This window comes from Lujinxingia vulgaris (assembly GCF_007997005.1).
In the GTDB taxonomy this organism is placed as follows: Bacteria; Myxococcota_A; Bradymonadia; order Bradymonadales; family Bradymonadaceae; genus Lujinxingia.
This window is the reverse complement of sequence record NZ_VOSL01000134.1, coordinates 1-21,143: the sequence shown is the minus strand read 5'-3', so window position 1 is coordinate 21,143 and position 21,143 is coordinate 1. Positions and strand designations below refer to the sequence as shown.

Sequence of the window (21,143 nt, the reverse complement as noted above, 5' to 3'; positions counted from 1 at the left end):
TGCCACGTGGCGACGAGGTGAGCAGCGGGGGGCCGGAGCGATGAATTTTCGATCCGCCCGAAAAGGTCGGCGCCGCGTGGAGGCGACCCTGGAGCTGACGCCGCTGATCGACGTGATCTTCTTGCTGCTCATCTTCTTCGTGATGACGACCGCCCCGCAGAGCTCGCCACTGGAGCGCATCGGCGTCGATCTTCCCGAGGCGGCCAGCGGCGCGACGCTCGATGAGGCTGAGGCCGAACGCGTGGTGTTGCGCGTCTCTGCCACCGGCGCTGTCTTTGAGGAGCGTGACGACGGGGAGCGCGTGGCGGTGGATGCGCCCCTGAGCTTTTTGCAACAGGTTCACAGCGAGCGCCCCGCCGCCACCGTCTGGCTCTTCGGCGATGAGGAGGCAGCCCACGGCGCGGTGATCCGCTTGCTCGATGCAGCGCGCGAGGTCGGCTTTAAGAAGGTGCATATGGCGGTGCGACCCGCCGAGTAAGCCCGTTTGAACGACCGACGGTCATCCGAAGTGCCGACCCGGGGTCAGGCGCGATTGTGGCCTGTCTGGGTTGTAAGGGTCTGATAAATAAGGGGTATCTGCGATCTTCGGGCGGATGCTCCTCGCCGCCCGGGCCTTTTCTTGCCGGGCATCGACGTAGTGGTAGTCTGGGGGCCGAGAGCGCGCAGGGACGCGCGCGATGCGGAGAGGTTGCAGGATGCGCCTGGGAGTCATTCTTACATTTGCGGCGGTGGTCTGCGGGCTGGTGTATTTCGTGCTGACCAACCCCTCGGTGGAGCGCCTGGAGGTGTTGCGCGCGGAGCTCGCGCAGCTTCAGGAGCAGAACACGCGGCTCGCCGAAAAGAACCGCAAGCTGGAGCGCGAGATCGTGGCGCTGCGCGACGACCCGCGCCTGGCCGAGCGTCGGGCGCGCGAGCGCGTGGGGCTTGCGCGCCCCGACGAAGTCATCTTCCAGTTTGAGAGCCCCGAAGAGGCGCAGCGCGTGCAGGTTCGACTGCGCGTCGATGATGAGGGCAACGCCGAGCTGGCCGGGCGACCGGTGTCCGTGGGTGAGCTGGCCGGGGCGTTGCAGGCGCTCCGCCAGGAGATGCCCCATTCGGAGCTCGTGGTGTGGATCTCCGAGGAGGTCGGGCCGCTGCTCCACCAGCAGATCATCGACGTGGTCGACGCCTCACCGATGGCCCCGGCGCGGATCGAAGAGTAGGACGGAGCGCGCCAGGGCCGGCGCGCCGCTCAAGGCTAAGGAGGCCGACGATGAGCACCCGAACAATAGCACGACGACGCTCGAAGAAGGCGAAAGGCCAGGGCTGGTTGGTGGTGGGCGCGCTCTTGATGGCGGGCTACGCGCTGGGCGTGCTCGGACATGGGGCGCTCTTCGGGGCGCTCAACGCCTTTGGGATCATGGCGTCGCTGGCGTTGGCCAGCGGGCTCTGGTTCGCCGGGCGGCGAGAGGGCGCCGCCGAGCTCGCGATCTGCCTGGGAGGACTCGGCGCGGCGTTGATGCTCTCGCGTCTGGCCGCGGGGCTGGGTGTGGATCTCTTTGCCCTGGTGGTGCTGACGCTGGCGGCCATCGCCACGACGCGCTCCAGCCGCGCGGTGGCCTGGAGCCTGGGCGCGGCGCTGAGCGTTGAACTCACCAGCGCGCTGATGGGCACCGCCGATCCCCACACGCTCCGACCGGCCCTGGTCGAGGGCTTAAGCGAGGTCAGTCTCATACCCCTCCTTGTGCGCGCCGCGTTGATGGTCGCCGCCGTTGCGCTCTGCTGGAAGGCCGTCGGTCGCCACACCCAGCGCGGTCGAAGGCGCGTTGAGGTTGAGCTCAGTGAGGCGCGCGAGCAGATGCTTCAGGAGGCCCGCGAGTTTCGTCTGATCCACGCCGGCCGCGGCCAGGACGCCGTCGATCGCCGCCAGGCCGAGGAGCTGATTGTGCGCGGGGCGGTCGACGCCGTGCACCACACCATCTTTGTGACCCTGGAGCTTGTGAAGACCGCGCTCAAAGCCCACACCGTGGTGCTCCTGTGGTTTGATGTGCGCAACGAGCGCCTGCGCATCAAGGAGCTGGTCAGCGAGAGCGACGCGCTGGTCGACGGCGCCATTGACCCGGCCGGCGGGGTGCTCGGCGGGCTGACCCGCCAGCGCGAGACGCTGGCGCTCAAGGCGCTTCGTCCCGGCTTTCGCGGGCTGGCCTACTACCGCCACCCGCAGGATGTGACGGAGTTTCTGGGCGTGCCGGTCATTGAGAAGGGCCATCTTCGCGGGGTGCTCTGCGTCGATCGCCGCGCCGAGCGCGCGTTTGAGGCCGAGGAGATCCGGGTCGTCGAAGACGCCGCATCTTATGTGATGCGCGCGGTTGAGAATGAGCGCGTGGTGGCCACGATTGAACGGGCGCGCTTTGAGGTCAGCCGCTTCTTTGAGGCCAGCCGCAAGCTCAACGGGGTGCTCACCCCGAACCAGGTCTACGAGGTGGCGCTGGAGAGCGTGGCGCAGATTGTGGCCTTTGATTTCGCCGCGATCACCCTCTTCGACGAAGAGGAGGATCGCCACCACGTCGCCCGCGTCAGCGGCGATGGCATGAGCAGCCAGGGAGGCTGGGACCAGGTGAGCTTCGATTCGAACCAGGGCCTTGTGTCGATGGTGGTGAGCAACCGCCATTATTTGCCATTTGGCGGACATCTTCGCGATCCGGAGGCGGTGATCTTCGGGCCGGGGCAGTCCGCGCGCGATCTTCGCAGCCTCATTGTGCTTCCGCTGATCGTGCAGGATCAGGCCGTGGGGACGCTGGTGATCGGCCACCGCGAGGCCAACCAGTTCGCCTCGGAGCGCCGCGAGATGCTCGAGGTGATCGCCAACCAGGTCGCCGTCACCCTCCAGAACGCGCGCCTCTACGAGCGCATGGAGGAGATGGCCAGCATCGACGCCCTCACTCGCCTCCCCAACCGCCGCACCTTCCAGACGCGGCTGAGCGAGGCGATGGCGCGCCATAAGCGCTCACGTCGCACCTTTGCGGTCGTGCTCACCGACATCGACCACTTTAAGTCGGTCAATGACACCTACGGGCACCCCGTCGGCGATGAAGTCCTGCGCCATGTGGGGCGGGTCTTCCGCGAGGGGCTGCGCGAGGTCGATATGCCTGCGCGCTACGGCGGCGAGGAGTTCGTGCTCGTGCTCGAAGACACCGATATTGAGGGCGCGCGCCAGGTGGCCGACCGTCTGCGCGTGGCGATCAGCAAGCTGAGCTTTGAGACCGACAAGGGGCTTCTGCAGTGCACCATCAGCATGGGCATCGCCATCGGCCCGGTTGATACCGATCATGAGCACGCGCTGGTGGACCTGGCCGATCAGGCCCTCTACCATTCTAAGAAGAACGGTCGAAACCAGGTCACGGTGTACAGCGAGATGGTCGCGAAGACGGCAGCCGCTTAAGCCAGGGCGCTGCTCGCTGGAGCTATGAATGAGACGTGTTCTCTGGCTTTCGACGCCGGCTTGATTCACCCGCTGTGTTGATGTGGACCTCCCTCACCTGCCGAGGAATCATGAAGAAAAACTTTGTCTTCGACACCAACGTCCTGCTCCACGATCCGCGCGCCATCTTTGGCTTTGAGGACAACACGGTCATCATCCCGATCTACGTGATCGAGGAGATCGACACCTTTAAGCGCGACATGAGCGAGCTGGGGCGCAACGCGCGGGAGGTCAGCCGCATCCTCGATGACTACCGCAGCCGCGGCGATCTGGCCGAAGGTGTCGCGCTCGATGGCGGCGGTCTTCTCAAGGTCAGCTTTGATCTTCTGCAGGATGACTCGGTTAAGTTTCTGGACACCAACAAGACCGACAACCTCATCTTGAGCGTCGCGCTGGAGGTGCAGCGCCGCGATCCGGACGTGCCGTGTATCTTCGTCTCTAAAGACGTGAACCTTCGGGTGCGGGCCAACATCCTGGGCCTTGCCGCCGAGAAATATGAAGAGCAAGACGTCGTCTCGGTGCAGGAGCTCTACAGCGGGTCGAGCGAGCTGGAGGTGCCCAATGACTGGATCGATGCGATTCATGAGCGGGGCGCGCTTGAGGTGAGCGTCGACGAGCTCGCCGAGCATCGCGCCGAATCGACGCGCCGGCGCGGCACGCATTTCTACACCAACGAGTACCTCTGGCTGCGGGCCGCCGGCGGGCCGCAGAACACCCTGGGGCGTCTCACGGTGAACGCGGAGTCTGGTGAGGCGACGATTCGTCCGCTTAGCAAGGCGCGCGACCATGTCTGGGGCATTCGCCCCCGCAACCGCGAGCAGGCGTTTGCGCTCGACGCGCTGCTCGACGATGACATCAAGGTCGTCACACTCATTGGAAAGGCCGGCACCGGCAAGACGCTGCTGGCGATCGCCGCCGGCCTTCAAAAAGTTACCGAGGAGCGCAGCCATCACAAGCTCCTGGTGAGCCGTCCGGTGATCCCGATGGGGCGCGACCTGGGCTATCTTCCCGGCACCGTCGAAGAGAAGCTCGACCCCTGGATGCGGCCGATCTTCGACAACGTCGAGTACCTGATGGGCATCAGCCACACCGACCGCCGGTCAGGGCGCGGGGCCGATGAGCTCCGCTCGATGGGGATCATTGAGATCGAGCCGCTGACCTACATCCGCGGCCGCTCACTGCCCAACCTCTACATGATCGTCGACGAGGCCCAGAACCTCACGCCCCACGAGGTGAAGACGATCCTGACGCGGGTTGGCGAGGGCACCAAGATCGTGCTCACCGGCGACCCCTACCAGATCGACAACCCCTATGTGGACAGCGAGTCCAACGGGTTGAGCTACCTGGTCAACCGCTTCAAGGGGCAGTCGCTGGCCAGCACCGTGACGCTCTTTAAAGGCGAGCGATCGGACCTGGCGGAGATGGCGGCGAATCTTTTGTAAGGATCGTGCTTCGGCGTCAGCGACGTGCTTTTCGGCATGAACGAGCCGGCCTTCGGGCCGGCTTTTTTTGTGCCAGCCGGAGCTCCGATCGCGTCGAAGCGAAAGGGGTGAGGAGGGCGTGTGGGGCGGGTTCGGTGCGGACTTCGACGGACCGTGGGTCGGGCTTTGAGAGGACCGTGGGTCCGACTCTATGAGGTTTCTAACGGACCAGAAACCGGAGTTAGAAGCTTGGGAAACACCGACCGAGGGTCAGGCTGGATGATGACCGTGGGTCGGGCTTTGAGAGGACCGTGGGTCAGAAGGGGGGGCTGGTTGACGCAGCGGTGCAGGCATAAAAAAACGCGCCCCCGAAGGGGCGCGTTTTTCTAGCTCAGATCATCGCGAGATGATCAGGGAGCGCGGGTAATGTCGACCTGCAACTCGAAGGTGCCGGTCGCGCCGAAGTCCACGCTGTCGACCATGATGAAGTAGGTCTTGTCACTGATCGCCTCGAAGGTCAGCGATTCGGTGCCAGCGCCGAAGGTGGCGTCGGAGCCAACCTGACACTCCAGGGTCGCGATCTCGGCGTTGGCGCAGTTGCCGGTGATCCAGAATGCCCCGTCAAACTGACTGGTCATCGTGGCGGTCAACTCGTCACCCACAGCCATCGGAACGGCGAAGACCACCTCACCACCGGCGCCGCGCCAGCCGGTGCAGCTCGTGCCGCTGGCTTCGCTGTAAGGCGTGTAGGTGTTGCTGTAGCCGCTCAGCGAGTCGGTGTAGGTGTAGGTGTCGGTCAGCACTTCGAAGGGACGCGAGCAGGTGTCGCCTTCGCGATCTAGGCAGTACGCTTCGACGTTTTCGGGATCCGATTCGTCGAGGGCGCAACCGAAGTCACATTCGATAAGCTCCTGGTTACCACGCTCGTCGCAGATTTCGATGGTCATGCCACCATCGACGCAGGCCTGGGTGCTGAGCGTGTCGCAGGGGGTGTCGAAGAACTCGAACGACACTTCGAAGGCATCGTTGGTCAAATCGGCACCCTGGGTGTGGTCGAGGATCAGGTAGTAGGTGCCACCTTCCTCCGAGATGTAGTCGATCTCGCTACCGCTGCCGGTCGCCGAGGCGACACAGGTGGTGTCGATGTCGCTGGCTTCGGCGCAGCTCTCCACAAGGTACATCACCGGGTCGCCGCCCGAGGGGTCAGCCGCCTGATAGGTCACGACCACGCCTTCGGTCGGGTCGAGCTGAATCTGATAGACCGCGTCGCGACCGCTGGTCGAATCGCCATCGTAGCAATCGGCGTCATCGGTGAGCACGTAGTCGCGACCAAAGCGCACGGCACCCGTCTTACCGAAGACGTCGGTAATGGTGGTCGATGCGTCGATCAGCAGCGAGGAGCTGCACACGTTGTTGGGGCTTTCCGGACCACCACACTGGGTGCCTGCCGGGTTGCAGGCGAAGGGGCAGGGCTCGGAGCTCACGACGCTATCACCGGTCTCCGAGCAGGTCTGGAAGGCACCGTCGGCGCAGAAGGTGGTGCTCGGCGAGCAGACGCCCTGGCGGGTGTTGAGGCTCAGGGTGAAGGCGCCCGCTTCGGTGGCGGAGGTACCCGCGTCGACGACCACGTAGTAGGTGCCGGCTTCTTCGACGAAGTACTCGACGTACTGGTCTTCGGCCTCACCGTCGAGCACGCCCACTTCGCAGGCGCCGCTGATGGTGTCGAGGCCGGGGCAATCGCTCAGGACGTAGATGCCGGCGTAGACATCGGAGACCAGGGTGGCTTCCAGGATGTCGTTGGCCTCAAGCTCCACGGCGAAGACCGCGTCGCGACCGCCGGGAGCGGAGCCTTCAAAGCAGCTACCCGGGGCGTTGAGCTTGTTGGTGATGTTGGCGAAGTCGCCCTCGTAGGACTCACCCACAGCCAGGTTGATGGCGTCGACGCAGCGGTCGCCACGGGGGGTGCCGCAGGCGCCGTCCACGCAGCCGCCTTCGCAGCTGTAGAAGGTGGGGAAGTCGCCGTTGCAGATGCTCAGGGTGTCTTCGTCGAAGCAGCCCAGCACATCGCCGTTATCCAGACCGTCGCAGACGGGATCTTCGATGTTGACGTCGAGCACGAACTCGCCTTCAGCGTCGTCTTCCTCAACCGCCTGAACGGCGAGGATGAAGGTGTCGGACACGGCGGCGACGTAGGTGAGGGTCTCGGTGCTGGAGGCGCCGCCAATATTGGTGGCGCGCTGGCAGTTGAGGTTGGTCTCGTCTTCGGAATCTTCCGGCTGGATGTCGGGGCAGCCGCGGGAGATCCACATGGCCATGTCGGCTTCGGCGGCCAGGGTCGCGGTGATGCGCTGACCGGCGACCAGGTCCACCGAGAAGTAACCGGTACCGCCGACCAGGTCGTCCTGACGGCTGCTGGAGGCGAAGTTGCACTGGTCGCCGTCGAGCGAGCCGCCCGAGCCGTAGCGCACCTGCGCGCCCACACCCAGGTCACTGACGGTGCTGGAGTAGGTCATGCCTTCGGCGGCCAGGTCGACAGCTTCGCTGCAGACGGAGTTGGGGGCTTCGGCGCACTGGTCGGGCTCTTCACCACAGCCGAAGGGGCAGAAGGGAAGCTCGCGGTACTCGTTTCCGAAGGCGTTGCAGACTTCGCGCTGGCCGTCGGTGCACTGGTAGGTGCCGGGGTCGCAGAGGGGCAGGCCGATGGAGAAGTCGAGGGTGGCCGGGTTATCCAGCGTGCCCACGCCGGTGTCGGCGATGATGGTCAGGGTGACCGGGGCGTCGGTGTCGTTGGTATAAGCGGCCGCGCGCACGAACTGGTCTTCGCCACGGATGAAGTCGGTGGCGTTGGGCTCCACGCAGCTCTCGACGACGTCGACGCATTCTTCGAGCAGGTAGATCGCGCCGTAGTCGACGGCCGAGGTCATCGAGACGGTGAGCTGCTCACCCGGGGGCACGGTGGCCTTAAAGGAGACGTCGGCGCCGGAGGTGTTGAAGAGGCGGTTGATCGGCACGCAGGCCGACTCTTCGGTGGGCTGGTAGTAGTTGGAGAACTCGGTCCAGTCGATCTCGAAGGAGTCGCCGTCGACGACTTCATAGGCGTCGGCGCAGCTGTCGGCTTCGGGAAGGATGCAGCGAAGCTCGGTGCCGTCGCAGCCTTCGCGGCAGTTGATGCGGGCTTCCTGGGTGCCGTCGGCGTTGCAGACGACCAGGGTGTCGCCGTCGCAGGAGCGGGCGTCGGCCTCACACACGATGGTGGGGTCGACGCAGCTCACGCTGAGGTTGGTGCGGTCGTAGACGCACTCTTCGTTCTCGGAGCACTCCGAGCAGAGGTCGGCTTCGGGCTCGCAGCGGTTGGCCACGCAGAGGTTGCCTTCGAGGCAGTCGTTGACCGAGGTGCAGACCTCAGCGTTGACGCACTCGCGGGCTGCCGGATCACACACACCGGGCTGGCCGGCGCAGTTGAGCAGCGTGCAGATGAAGGTCTCGCTGACGCAGCTGTCGTCGTAGCAGTAGCGGCCCGCCGAGCAGTCGTTGTCGTCGGAGCAGAAGCCGGGCTCGCCGCCGTCGGGGTCTTCGTCGCACTCGTCGACCGCCGGGTCGCACTCGTCGACGTCGGGGCCCACATCGGGCTCCTCGCAGCTGTCACCCTCGCAGGTGTCCGGGTCGTCGACGTCGGTGTCGCCGCCGCCGCAGGCGGTGGTCAAAGAAAACGCTAATGCCAAGCTGATTACCGCGAGGCGGTATCGCCACCAAATTGCCATGGCTTCCATCCTGATGTGGGATTGTCTGAGCGTGTGGAGCTTTACGTTAGTTTCGGGGCGCTCGACGCGGTGAGGCGCGAGCTAAGGATCGAAGTCTGAGCGCCTGGTCATGCCTGTGGCGCTGGAAAAGGCTCCGAACAATGCGGTCAGAATTGGTTAATCGGGGGTAGACTGTCAAGCTACATCCGTCGGGCCTTATGTTTCGGGGCGCAGCGAGCAGGTCGGGGGTGGAGATGGCGAGCCGGCAGGCCAGAGGCAAACGACGCCCCGCGGCCGGGGCCGGGGGCGTCTTTAAGGGGGGTGTGGCCAGCTCTGCGAGGGCGATCAGCGCAGCGCTTTTCCGAAGATCTTTTCTTCGACGATGCGATCGGCGATCACGTCGGTGGGAAGATCTTCGGAGCCGGCGCGATCGAAGATGGCCAGCATCGTCTCGTAGATCTCGGAGGTCTTGGCCATGGCGCGCTCGCGGTCGTAGCCGACGAACTCCTGGGCGACGTTGATGAGGCCGCCGGCGTTGATCGCGTAATCCGGCGCGTAGAGGATGCCGCGGCGGTGGAGCTCCAGGCCGTGGCGATTCTCCAGGAGCTGGTTGTTGGCAGCCCCGGCGACGATCTTGCACTGCAGGCCAGCCAGGGTGGTGTCGTTGATGGCACCGCCCAGGGCGCAGGGGGCGTAGATGTCGCACGCCACCGCGTGGATGGCGTCCACGCTCACCGCGGTGGCGCCGAGCTCGTTGACGCCGCGCTCGACGGCGGCCGGGTTGATGTCGGCCACGGTCAGGGTGGCGCCAAGCTCATGCAGCTCGCGGGCCAGGCAGAAGCCCACCGCGCCCAGGCCCTGGACGGCGATGTGCACGCCGTCGAGGGAGTCGCGGCCGAGCTTAAACTTCACGGCCGCCTCGATGCCGCGGCGCACGCCGTAGGCGGTCACCGGCGAGGGATCGCCGGAGCTGCCGGCGTCCGGGTCGTAGCCAAGGACGTGCTCGGTGAAGCGGTGGGCGACGTTGATGTCGTTGACGTTGGTGCCGCTGTCTTCGCAGGTGATGTAGCGGCCGCCGAGCGAGTCGACAAAGCGACCGAATTCTTCGAAGAGGCGCTCGCGCTGCTCCTCGCTCAAGTTTTTCGGGCGCATGATCACGGCCTTGCCCCCGCCGTGAGGCAGGTTGCTGATGGCCGCTTTGTACGTCATGCCGCGGCCCAGTCGCAGGGCGTCGCGGGTGGCCTCGGCGGTGGAGGGGTACTCGATGAAGCGGCATCCCCCGATGGCCGGACCTTCCTGAAGGTTATGAATCGCCACGATGGCCTGCAGGCCGGTGGCGGCGTCGGTTTTGAAATGAACTTCGCCGAAGTTCAGAGAGTTGGCATATTCGAAAAGGTCCACGAGCGATCTCCTCAGGCGTTGGCGTAGCGAGAAGCGTGCGTTTGACGTGAGCCAAGACCCCTGTCTCGACCCTCCTGTTTCGGGGGCACTTATAGTGAGGGGGGTGGGGTTAGGCAAGGACTGTCGTTGACGCGTAGCGTCACGAAAAGACGGCATTTCGAGGGGCTTTGTGAGTGCGGGCTCACCGGGCTGCCGGGGGCGATCCTTAAAGGGGATTGTGCTTGACCGCGGATCGGGGGGTGGGGAAAGTGGTCGCGTTTAACGATCATAAGACGCCGGCGGGGCCTCCGAGACCGGCGCACTGCGGGAGCGGGCGAAGATGACGACATCGGTGATCTGCACACAATGTGGGGCGAGGAACCTGGCAACGCAGGCGCAGTGCCGACGGTGCAAGGCGCCGCTTGGCGAGGAGGTTGTGGCCACGGCGACGGTGCGTGGCACGCCCACCTCGACGCTGCTCGCGGAGCGCTGGGCGGTGCTCGGCCTGGTGAGTCAGGCCGAAGGGGTGCGCTGGCAGGCGGGTCATGATGTGGAGCAGGCGCGTCCGGTGATGATTCAGGGACATTCAGGGGATGGGGGCGCGCTCAAGGAGGCGGAGGCTCGGGCGCGCTCCTTTGCTGAGCTCACCCACCCGGGACTCCTTGAGGTGGTGGGCGTCGTCCCTGGCGAGGAGGGCGTCTCGGTGGTGATGGACTGGCCGCCGGGGGCGCGCCTCGATGAGCTTTTGGCCGCGCGCGAGCGCGTGCCTCTGTGGGTGGCGCTGGCGTTGATGCGGGATCTGATCGAGGCGTTGCGCGCGATGCACGGCGCCGGTTTTCGGCATGGGCGGCTTGAGGCCTCCAGGGTGCTGGTGCGCGAGCAGGTCGATGGCCGCCTGGGCGCTGCGCTCAGCGGCGTGTGGTTGGGGCCGGATGCGCCCGAGTTGGCGGAGGATTACCGCGCCGTCGCCCGGCTTCTGGCGCAGATGCTCGGGGTGGTGCAGGTCGGCTCCGAGAGCGATGTCGCCGGTGAGGTGCAGACGGTGCTTCGGGGGCGCGTGGGCGATGAGGTGGCCACCGAAGTCGCCGGGCTTCTGGCCAGGATGTTGGCTCAGGATGCGGCGCATCGCCTGATCAACCCCCGTGAGATTCTGGCGCAGATTGAGGCGCTGCGCGCCTCGCTTGGGGACGCGACGATGTGCGCGGTGGAGGCCGGGCCCTTTCTGCGGGGAAGCCGCGAGGATGATCCGTCGGCGCGCCGCGAGGAGCTGCCGATGCGCAGCGTGGAGCTCTCGGCCTTTTACATCGATCGCGCGCCCGTGAGCGCGGCGCAGTTCTTTCGATTTGCCACCGAGACCGGGCTTGAGCTCGATGAGGAGTGGTATCACTTTAATGCGCCGCGGGGGGCGGGTGAGCTGCCGGTGGTGCATGTAACCTGGCGGGAGGCCTACGCGTATGCGCGCTGGGCCGGAAAGCGCCTGCCCACGGAGGCGGAGTGGGAGAAAGCCGCACGGGGCACCGACGGTCGCACCTACCCGTGGGGGGACGCGCCTCCCGGCGCCGAGCTGGCGTTGTATGGCGAGAACCCGGCGCCCGGCATCCCGGGGGAGCGTAGCGCGGGGCGCAGCCCGTACGGCGTCGAGGATATGGCCGGCAACGTCTTTGAGTGGGTCGCGGATTGGTATGAGGGCACCTACTACAGCGAGGCGCCGCCCCGCGATCCGGGCGGTCCCCGGCGGGGCACCCGCAAGGTGCTGCGCGGCGGCTCCTTTGCGCACCCGGAGTTCGCGCTGCGCTGCGCCACTCGGGGGCGCTACGAGCCTGGTGAGCGCCGTGCGAATCATTCGTTCCGATGCGTGTGGTCGCTGCGTGATCCGCAGCCACGGTGACATCTCGTCAGGGTCAGGAGGTCTCTCGTAGAGACTGACCGACGCTTCTGGTTGAAGTCCAAAAGGTTGCGAGAACTCGCGCTGAGCTCGGGTTGGCAGGGGGTGTGTTTTGGAGCTTTTCAGCAAGGCTCGGGCGGGAGGTTTGCAGAAGTCGCGCAAGCGAACGCGTCCGGCAAAATAGCGTTGATTGCAGCCCTTTTGTCGTGAGATTTCGCGCGTTTAAGCGACCTCTGTCCTCGACAGGATCTGGCGGGGCGCGTATACCCCGGGGCGGCAAAACGCCCCTGAAATCGAATCAAAAAACGCGGAAACGTGACGAGAGAGCGATGACGACGAGCACCTCGTGGGTGGTCTTGAAGTTTGGCGGTACCAGTGTGTCGAGTCGGGAGCGCTGGGAGACGATCGTGAGCGTGGTGCGCGAGCGCCTGGGTGAGGCACCGGAGCGCCGGGTGATGGTGGTGTGCTCCGCGCTCAGCGGGGTGACCAACCTGCTCGAAGAGGTGATCGCGCGAGCCCCGGAGGGCAAACATCACGCGTTGCTTGAGCAGGTCGAGGCCCGCCACACCGAGTTGGCTGACACGCTGGGGATCGATGCCACGACGCTTCTGGAAGATGAGCTCCTCACCCTGGAGCGGCTCGCGCTGGGCGCCTCGCTGGTCAAGGAGGTCAGCCCGCGCGTTCACGCGCAGATCCTGGCGTTGGGCGAGCTGATGTCGACCCGGTTGGGCGCGGCGTTCGTGGCGCGCGAAATCCCGGAGAGCGCCTGGGCCGATGCCCGCACGATGTTGCGCGCGGTCGAGGAGCCCAACGCGCCGCTGCGCCGCCGCTACATCTCGGCGGCCTGCGACGCGGGGATCGATGAACTGCTGCAGGCGCGCCTTTCGGCCGATGCGGCGCGCGTGGTCATCACCCAGGGCTTTATTGCCGGCAATGATGCTGGCGAGACCGTGCTGCTGGGTCGCGGCGGCAGCGACACCTCGGCGGCGTACCTGGCCGCGCGCCTGAGCGCCGCGCGCCTGGAGATCTGGACCGATGTCCCGGGGATGTTTTCGGCAAATCCGCGTCAGGTGCCCACCGCGCGTCTTCTGCGCAGGCTCGATTACGCCGAGGCGCAGGAGCTGGCGACGATGGGGGCCAGGGTGCTGCATCCGCGCTGTCTGGCGCCGGTGCGCGAGCATCAGATCCCGCTGCATATCCGCTGCACGCCCTCGCCAGACCAGGACGGCACGGTGATCGCGGCGCAGGCCACCGGGCAGGGCCCGCAGGTTAAGGCGGTCTCAGCGAAGTCCGGCGTCACGGTCATCTCGATGGAGACGCTGGGGATGTGGCAGCAGGTCGGGTTTCTGGCCGATGTCTTTGCGGTCTTTAAGTCGCACGGCCTCTCGATTGATATGGTGGCGACCTCGGAGGCGGAGGTCAGCGTGACGCTCGACCCGATGGCCAACGCGCTGGAGCCGTCCACCCTGGAAAGGCTGCACGCCGACCTCAACGGGCTCTGCCGCGCACGGGTCGTGGAGGGTTGCGCGGTCGTCAGTCTGGTCGGTCGCCAGGTGCGCTCGATCTTAAGCCAGCTCGCCCCGGCGCTGAAGGTCTTTGAAGAGCAGCAGATTTACCTGGTGTCGCAGTCGGCCAGCGACCTCAACTTGAGCTTTGTGGTCGATGAGGCTCAGGCTGAGCGCCTGGTCGGAATACTTCATCAACTTCTCTTTGGCGAGCAGGGGCCGGATCAGGTCTTCGGAGCGAGTTGGGAGGAGCTCAGCGGGCGCGTGCTGCCGGAGCTTCCCTTTGAGGACGCGTGGTGGCGCAAGCGACGCGACGATCTTCTGAATATCGCCGAAGGGGGCGCCGCCTACGCCTACAACCTCGATGAAGTTGCCGCGCAGGCTGATCGGCTCAAGGCGATGGGCGCGGTCGACCGCGTCTTCTTTGCGATCAAGGCCAACCCCAACCCCGAGATCCTGCGCACGCTGGAGGCCCGCGGCGTCGGCTTTGAGTGCGTCTCACCGGGGGAGGTTGAGCATGTGCGCACGCTCTTCCCGAACCTTGCGGCCGGGCGTCTTCTTTTTACGCCAAACTTCGCGCCGCGCCAGGAGTACGCGCGGGGCTTTGAGGCCGGGGCGATGGTCACCCTCGATAATCTGCACCCGCTGGAGGCCTGGCCGGAGCTCTTTGAGGGGCAGGAGGTGCTGGTGCGCGTCGATCCGGGGCAGGGGGCCGGGCATCACCGCTACGTGCGCACCGCCGGGCCGAAGTCGAAGTTCGGGGTGAGCGCAGACGAGCTCCCGCGCCTTGCGGAGCTCGCCGCGGCGGCCAACCTCAAGGTGGTGGGGCTGCACGCCCATGTGGGAAGTGGCGTGCGGCGCGCGGGCACCTGGTCGTCGACGGCGGTGTTTTTAGAGCAGTGCCGCGAGTTTTTCCCCGACGTGCGCTGGTTGAATTTGGGCGGCGGGCTCGGGGTGCCGGAGCGGGCCGGGCAGCAGGCGCTCGACCTGCAGGCGGTCAACGCGTCGCTGGAGGCGTTTAAGGCTGCCCACCCCGGGCTGGAGTTGTGGCTGGAGCCGGGGCGCTTTCTGGTCTCGGAGGCCGGCGTGCTGCTGGCGCGGGTTACCCAGCTCAAGACCAAGGGGGCCTACCACTACGTGGGGGTGGAGACGGGCATGAACACCCTGATTCGCCCGGCGCTTTACGGGGCGTATCACGCCATCGTCAACCTGACTCGCCATGCTCAGGCGCCCGAGATCGAGGCCGAGATCGTGGGTCCGATCTGCGAGAGCGGCGATGTGCTGGGCCACGCGCGCTGGCTGCCGGCGTGTGAAGAGGGCGACGTGTTGCTCGTGGCCAACTGCGGCTCCTACGGTCGGGCGATGAGCTCGCGCTACAACCTGCGTGAGCCCGCCCGCGAGGTGGTGCTGGAGGCACTTAAGCCGGAGCAGTGAGACTCGAAAACCCGCGTTCGCTCAATGAATACAGGCTGCGGGGCAGGTGCGCGGGAGGTTGCGCTGGAAGCGCAGGTGATCCTCAAAGACCTCCTCGCCAAAGACGCCCGCGCGCTCGAAAGGCCAGGGGAGCGGGTCGGCGCAGAGGTCGTCGATCGTAAAGTGGGCCCCGCGCCAGGTGCCTTCAACGAAGAAGGGGCGCACCTCGTCTCTGCACCAGTTGCGACGCATCTGACGCACCTGGGTGGTGTTCCAGAGCTGGTCGAGGACTTTGTCTTCGTACTCCGCGATGAAGCCGGGCTCTCGAAAGTAGACGCGGTCGATGCGGATGTACTCGTCGCTTAAGCGCCAGCGCTCGGGCATCACCAGGTGGTTCCAGCAGCCCTGATCGATGCGCAGGTTGCTGACCATCGCGGCGGTGTGCTGGAAGCGCAGGCCCAGGTAGGGGGTGAGCGCGTGCAGCAGATAGAGCCCCACAGCCAGGGTGGCCAGGCCGCGGGCGGCCCGGGAGGTGGGTTGGCCGGGGAGCGTCGGGCGCCCGATCGCTCGCGGGGGGAGCGGGGTGAGCGCCACCCAGACGAGCAGCGCCCAGAGCAGCGCCTCACGCGGGAGCATCGTCCAGTCGTCGGTGCCACCGTGCATCCAGGTAGTCAGCGCCGTCATCGCAATGGCGACTGCGATGATGGCCGGCGCAAAGCGGCGGCCGCGCTCGGCGAAGACGCGAAGATCGGCGGCGCTCAAGAAGGCGGCGTGGCCGATGAGCATCACAAAGGCAAAGGCCGGCGCCATCGTCAGCGTGAGCGGGATATGAAAGAGCAGGGCGATGAGCAGCGCCGCTTTACGCCGGCCCGTCACATAGAGAAGGGCGATGCTCAGCTCGGCACCGATGACCAACATGGGTGCTTGCTGGCGAAGCAGCAGGCCGGCGGGGAGGTCGCTGAGGCTTACGTTCAGGTAGGCGGCGAGCTTCTCGACGCCGTAGGAGGCACAGCTCAGTGTGGGGTCGATGAAGTCGCGGTTGAGCTTATGAAAGGCGCTCATCGCATACACCGCGGCGGTCAGCCCGCGCACAAAGATCAGAAAGGCGTCGGTGAGCGCCGGCGCATCGGAGTTCGCCGGGGCGTGCAGGAGGGCGTCGAGGTCGAAGGCCTTTTCATCGCGCGCCAGAGCGGCGGATTGGCGCGCGGCACGCCAGCCTCCCAGCGCGCAGAGCAGCAGCGCGGCGGCCGCAATGAGCATCAGCAGCAGGGACTGGTTGAGATGATCGCGGCCCATCAAAAGGGGCAGCGCCTTTCCCAGCGCGCAGCTTGCCCAGGGGAGCAATGATGGCGAGTAGGGCAGCGCGAGGATGCCCGCCAGGAAGAGCGCGTTCCCGACGATCCACTCGGGGATCCAGGCGTCGGCCAGCCAGAGGTGGCAGAGCCCGGCGAAGGCATAAAGAAGCGCCATCAGGCGAAAGGGCGCGTCTTGAGGGTGCCAGCGCAACAGGATGTTCAAGGGGGTTTGAAACATGGCGGAAATACCCGCGTGGCTCGGATGTTGGCCCCGGTGACGGAGGTGTTCGGAGCATCCTCTGCGCTCCGAGCTTGCCAGAGGCTGATTCCGGGCGCACCTTGAGCCGGTGAAAGTCTTTCAAGGGCGCGTGAATCATGCTAAGGAACGCGCCAACACTGGCAGCGGGCTCGTACCCCCTCATCGGTCGGTGGCGCGCAAGGTTTGCGCGGCGGAGGTGGACGGCCGAACCCTCGGAGTTGTTTCCATGATACCACTGAAAAAAGCCCTGAATTCGTCGATCGGGCGCAAGTTCGTCATGTCGATCTCAGGCATCGCGCTTGTGCTCTTTGTGATTGTGCACCTGCTTGGCAACCTGACCCTCTACGTGCCGGATGGCGGTGAGGCGTTTAACATCTACGCCTCAAAGTTCGAGCTGCTCGGGCCCTTTCTCTATGTGATTGAGATGGGGCTTCTGGCCGTGATCGCGCTGCACATCATCTGGGGTGTGACCACGACGGTGCGCAACAAGCGCGCGCGGGGCAACAACTACGATAGTGGGGTGGTGACCAAGGGCGGGCCGAGCAATCTTAACCCGGCCTCGCGTAACATGATCATCACCGGCTCCATTCTGGGCATCTTCCTGGTGGTGCACCTCTGGCACTTCCGCATCCAGAAGATGTTTATGGACGCCACGGTGATCATTGACGGCAAAGAGCATACCGACCTCTACAGTCTGGTGGCGGCGTCGTTCCAGAACCCGCTTTGGGTGGCCTTCTACGTCATCTCAATGCTCTTCCTGGGCTTCCACCTTCGCCACGGCTTCTGGAGCGCGTTCCAGTCGCTGGGCGCGATGAAGCCGCAGTGGTCGAAGGGCATCTACGCGGTGGGCCTGGCGATCGCGGTGGTGCTTGCGGTGGGGTTTTTGGGGATTCCGGTCTATCTGTACATTATTGGAGGTTGATATGACGACGTTAGACTCACGCGTTCCCGAAGGCCCCCTGGCCGAGAAGTGGAGCAAGCGGCTGCACGACATGAAGCTCGTGGCGCCGAACAACAAGCGCAAGCGGAAGGTCATCGTCGTCGGGACCGGTCTGGCCGGTGCCTCGGCCGCCGCTTCGCTTGGCGAGCTGGGCTACCAGGTTGACGCGTTCTGCATCACCGACTCGCCGCGTCGCGCGCACTCGATCGCGGCGCAGGGTGGCATCAACGCCGCCAAGAATTACCCGAACGATGGCGACAGCGTCTGGCGCCTGTTTTACGACACGATCAAAGGTGGCGACTTCCGCAGCCGCGAGGCCAACGTGCATCGTCTGGCGGAGGTGAGCACGGCGATCATCGACCAGGCCGTGGCTCAGGGCGTGCCCTTTGCGCGCGAGTACGGCGGTGAGCTGGCCAACCGCTCCTTCGGGGGCGCGCAGGTCTCGCGTACCTTTTACGCGCGCGGTCAGACCGGCCAGCAGCTCCTGCTGGGCGCCTACCAGGCGTTGATGCGTCAGGTCGATAATAAGACGGTGACGATGTTCCCGCGCCGCGAGATGCTCGACCTGGTCGTGATCGATGGTAAGGCGCGCGGCATCATCACCCGCAACCTCGTGACCGGTGAGCTTGAGCGTCACCAGGCCGACGCTGTGGTGCTCTGCACCGGCGGTTACGGGCGCGTTTATTTCCTGTCGACCAACGCCTTTAACTCCAACGGCACGGCCGCCTGGCGTTGCTACAAGCGGGGCGCGCACTTCGCGAACCCCTGCTACGTGCAGATTCACCCGACCTGCATCCCGCAGTCCGGCGACTACCAGTCGAAGCTCACGCTGATGAGTGAGAGCCTTCGTAACGATGGTCGCGTCTGGGTTCCCAAAGAGAAGGCCGACGTCAAGAAGCCGGCCAACGAGATCCCCGAAGAGCGGCGCGACTACTATCTGGAGCGTAAGTACCCGAGCTTCGGAAACCTCGTGCCGCGTGACGTGGCCTCGCGTAACGCGAAGTACGTCTGTGATGAGGGGCGGGGCGTGGGAGCGACCGGTCGCGCGGTCTACCTGGACTTCCGCGACGCCATCAAGAATCAGGGCCGCGACACCATCGCCGATAAGTACGGCAACCTCTTCCACATGTACGAGAAGATCACTGGCGAGAACCCCTACGAGGTGCCGATGCGCATCTACCCGGCGGTGCACTACACCATGGGTGGGTTGTGGGTCGATTACGAGCTGATGAGCACCATCCCCGGGCTTTTTGTGGCCGGGGAGGCCAACTTCTCCGACCACGGTGCCAACCGCCTGGGCGCCAGCGCCCTGATGCAGGGTCTGGCCGATGGCTACTTCGTGGTGCCTTTCTCGGTGGGTAACTACCTGGCGCAGAACAAGGTCGAGGCGATCAGCACCGACCACGCCGACTTCAAGCGCACCGAAGACGAAGTCACCGCGCACCTGCAGAAGATGCTCGACGTGGGCGCGAAGGGGAATCGCACGGTCATCGAGATCTACCGCGACCTTGGCGAGATCATGTACGACCAGGTCGGCATGAGCCGTACGCCCGAAGGGCTCAAAGAGGCCATCACGAAGATCAAGAAGCTGCAAAACGACTTCTGGACCGACGTGAAGATTCCGGGCAGCGGCGACGAGTTCAACAAGATGCTCGAGGTCGCCGGTCGTCTGGCCGACTTCCTGGAGCTTGCCGAGCTGATGGCGCGCGACGCGCTCCACCGCAATGAGTCCTGCGGCGGACACTTCCGCGAGGACCACCAGACGCCTGAGGGCGAGGCTCGTCGTGATGACGAGAACTTCTGCTACGTGGCGGCCTGGGCGTTCAAGGAGGCCGGAGAGCCCGAGCTGATCAAAGAGCCCCTTGAGTTTGAAAATGTGGAGCTGAGCACGCGCAGCTACAAATAAGTCGGCAGGCGGCAGTCCTCGCCAGCTCGTTAGGCCGTATAGCGCCGCCGAGCTGGCCGGGCAGAAGGCCCATCAGCGCTGAAGATGCGCAGCAAGGAGTAACCATGCACGACGAGACGATGAACGTACACCTGAAGGTGTGGAGACAGGCCGGCCCGGAGAGTGAAGGGCGCTTTGAGTCCTACTCCGCCGAGGTGAACCCCCATATGTCCTTTCTGGAGATGCTCGATGTGGTCAACGAAGACCTCATCAAGAAGGGGGAGATGCCCATTGAGTTTGACAGCGACTGCCGCGAGGGCATCTGCGGCACCTGCGGGTGCGTGGTCAACGGTCAGGCCCACGGTCTGGAGCGAGGCACCACGGTGTGCCAGCTGCATATGCGCAGCTTCCGCGATGGCGAGACGATCGTCATCGAGCCGTGGCGCGCCGAGGCCTTCCCGGTGATTCGCGACCTGGTGGTCGATCGCGGCGCGTTTGACCGCATCATCGCCGCCGGTGGCTACGTGTCGGTCAACACCGGCCCGAAGCCCGACGCCAACGCCGTGAAGATCGGCAAAGATCTTTCCGACCGCGCGTTCGACGCGGCGGCCTGCATTGGTTGCGGCGCCTGCGTGGCGGCCTGCCCCAACGCTTCGGCCTCGCTCTTCACCGGTGCCAAGGTCACCCAGCTGGCGCTGATGCCTCAGGGTGCGCCCGAGCGCGGTCGTCGCGTGCGCGCGATGGTCGACCAGATGGACGCCGAAGGCTTTGGTAACTGCTCGAACATCGGTGAGTGCGAGGCGGCCTGCCCCAAAGAGATCTCGCTCGACAACATCGCGACGATGAAGCGCGAGTACCTGCGCGCGATGTTCACCGACCACTAATCGGGTCCGGCGGGGTGTGGCGAGGCTTCGCCCCGACGATCGTCTGAACGAAAAAACCGCCGGCGCGAGCCGGCGGTTTTTTTATGGTCGGAAGCTGACCGTCGGTTGCGAGAGGTTCAGCGTTGGCGCGGGTGTCAGGTGACCGTGGGTCAAGTGTCGGGCGGACCCTGGGTCAGTGAAGATCGAGCGTGATCGCGTCTTCAAAGAGGGCGGTCGGCGCGGGCTGGGAGCGGTGCCAGGCGACCAGCGAAAAGTCGCCTCCGCCGGCACCGGAGGGTTTGACGAGGGCGCGGTGTTCCCGGGCGTGCTCGCGAAGGCGGCGATGGGCGGGCGTGATGATCGGCAGGTCGCAGGTCTCGCCCAGGCGCTCCATGCCCTGATCGGCTTGCGCGAAGGCGTCGAGCCAGAGCGCGGTGTCGTTGGTGAGGCAGGCGTCGAGGGCGCGCTCGGCCTGGCGGCCGAGCGCTTGCAAGGTCGAGGCGACCGCCTCGAAGTCCTGATTCCATGCGGCCGTCAGACCTCTGATGAAGGAGACCGATGAGGCGGGCTCGCCGGTCCAGACCGCGCGAAGTTTGAGGTCGGCGGGGAGCTGAAGCGCGGCGAGGATCGCCGCGTCAGCGATGTGCGCCTCACCATCGCGCGGCTGGAGATCCCGGGTCAGAAGATCGGCCGGGGCCGGCAGCGAGGAGGTGGTCAGGCGGTAGGCGATGGTGCCGCCAAACGCGCTGGAGGCCACGTCGGCGCCGCTTCCTCGGCCGCCCTGGAGCGCGCGGTGGGCGCGGTGGGCGAGCTCAAAGATCTGCGCTGGTGAGCGGTCGGGGGCCAGCGCTTTGATGATGGCCACGGTGGAGGCGGCCGAGGAGCCCAGACCGAGCTTCTGCCCGCCCTCGTAGAGCGCGCTCACGTCGAGGGAAAGTTCGTGGAGGACATCGGCGTCGGTGGGGAGCTCAAGCGCAACGAGCGCGGCGCGGGGCAGGGCGAGCTCGGTGGCGAGGTCGGCGCCCTCAACGCGGTAGGCGCGTTGGCCGGGCGTGAGGCGGGCGGTGACGCAGCGCCCGGTGGCCTGCACGAGCGCG

13 protein-coding genes are annotated in these 21,143 nt (G+C 65.7%); 9 read left to right on the top strand and 4 right to left on the bottom strand.

All coding sequences use genetic code 11. The annotated features are described in order from the left end of the window. The first annotated feature begins 40 nt into the window (after positions 1–40). The 4 genes from FRC96_RS18135 to FRC96_RS18120 all read left to right on the top strand — a co-directional run bounded on the left by FRC96_RS18135 (position 41) and on the right by FRC96_RS18120 (position 4,902). The gene (locus tag FRC96_RS18135; RefSeq protein WP_230470421.1) at positions 41–478 is read left to right on the top strand and encodes an ExbD/TolR family protein; all 438 of its coding nucleotides are present in this window, start codon (positions 41–43) and stop codon (positions 476–478) included. 217 nt (positions 479–695) lie between these two features. Further along, a complete protein-coding gene (locus FRC96_RS18130; RefSeq protein ID WP_230470420.1) occupies positions 696–1,202 on the top strand; it encodes an FtsB family cell division protein in 507 nt (168 codons plus the stop codon). Positions 1,203–1,252: 50 nt separating this feature from the next. Continuing rightward, the gene (locus FRC96_RS18125) at positions 1,253–3,421 is read left to right on the top strand and encodes a sensor domain-containing diguanylate cyclase (RefSeq protein WP_146976567.1); all 2,169 of its coding nucleotides are present in this window, start codon (positions 1,253–1,255) and stop codon (positions 3,419–3,421) included. Positions 3,422–3,531: 110 nt separating this feature from the next. Next, entirely contained in the window at positions 3,532–4,902 is a 1,371-nt protein-coding gene (locus tag FRC96_RS18120) for a PhoH family protein (protein ID WP_146976565.1), read from the top strand. A 389-nt stretch (positions 4,903–5,291) separates the two neighbouring features. Here the strand turns inward: FRC96_RS18120 and FRC96_RS18115 are convergent, their stop codons facing one another. Together FRC96_RS18115 and FRC96_RS18110 are read right to left on the bottom strand one after the other, a co-directional pair. Continuing rightward, positions 5,292–8,585 carry a hypothetical protein gene (locus FRC96_RS18115; RefSeq protein WP_146976564.1) on the bottom strand — a complete coding sequence of 1,098 codons (3,294 nt, stop codon included), beginning with the start codon at positions 8,583–8,585 and terminating at the stop codon, positions 5,292–5,294. Between the two features lie 381 nt (positions 8,586–8,966). Continuing rightward, positions 8,967–10,022, bottom strand: coding sequence for a Leu/Phe/Val dehydrogenase (locus tag FRC96_RS18110; protein ID WP_230470419.1), 1,056 nt, complete (start codon positions 10,020–10,022; stop codon positions 8,967–8,969). Positions 10,023–10,341: 319 nt separating this feature from the next. Between FRC96_RS18110 and FRC96_RS18105 the strand changes: the two genes are divergently transcribed. Both FRC96_RS18105 and FRC96_RS18100 read left to right on the top strand, forming a co-directional pair. Further along, entirely contained in the window at positions 10,342–11,889 is a 1,548-nt protein-coding gene (locus tag FRC96_RS18105) for an SUMF1/EgtB/PvdO family nonheme iron enzyme (protein WP_146976561.1), read from the top strand. Between the two features lie 326 nt (positions 11,890–12,215). Then, positions 12,216–14,825, top strand: a complete 2,610-nt coding sequence (locus tag FRC96_RS18100; RefSeq protein ID WP_146976559.1) for a bifunctional aspartate kinase/diaminopimelate decarboxylase — start codon at positions 12,216–12,218, stop codon at positions 14,823–14,825. Positions 14,826–14,846: 21 nt separating this feature from the next. On the opposite strand, the gene FRC96_RS18095 is transcribed toward FRC96_RS18100, so the two are convergent. Next, on the bottom strand, positions 14,847–16,337 hold the full coding sequence (locus FRC96_RS18095; protein WP_146976557.1) for a hypothetical protein: 1,491 nt from the start codon (positions 16,335–16,337) through the stop codon (positions 14,847–14,849). 247 nt (positions 16,338–16,584) lie between these two features. On the opposite strand from FRC96_RS18095, the gene FRC96_RS18090 reads away from it, so the two are divergent. The 3 genes from FRC96_RS18090 (at position 16,585) to FRC96_RS18080 (ending at position 20,067) form a co-directional block, all read left to right on the top strand. Then, entirely contained in the window at positions 16,585–17,280 is a 696-nt protein-coding gene (locus FRC96_RS18090) for a succinate dehydrogenase cytochrome b subunit (RefSeq protein WP_146976556.1), read from the top strand. Position 17,281: 1 nt separating this feature from the next. Further along, positions 17,282–19,204, top strand: a complete 1,923-nt coding sequence (locus tag FRC96_RS18085) for a fumarate reductase/succinate dehydrogenase flavoprotein subunit (RefSeq protein ID WP_146976554.1) — start codon at positions 17,282–17,284, stop codon at positions 19,202–19,204. A gap of 104 nt (positions 19,205–19,308) precedes the next feature. Next, positions 19,309–20,067 carry a succinate dehydrogenase/fumarate reductase iron-sulfur subunit gene (locus FRC96_RS18080; protein WP_230470418.1) on the top strand — a complete coding sequence of 253 codons (759 nt, stop codon included), beginning with the start codon at positions 19,309–19,311 and terminating at the stop codon, positions 20,065–20,067. 172 nt (positions 20,068–20,239) lie between these two features. On the opposite strand, the gene FRC96_RS18075 is transcribed toward FRC96_RS18080, so the two are convergent. Further along, positions 20,240–21,143: mevalonate kinase family protein (locus tag FRC96_RS18075; RefSeq protein WP_230470416.1), on the bottom strand; the 904-nt coding region annotated here is incomplete at its 5' end.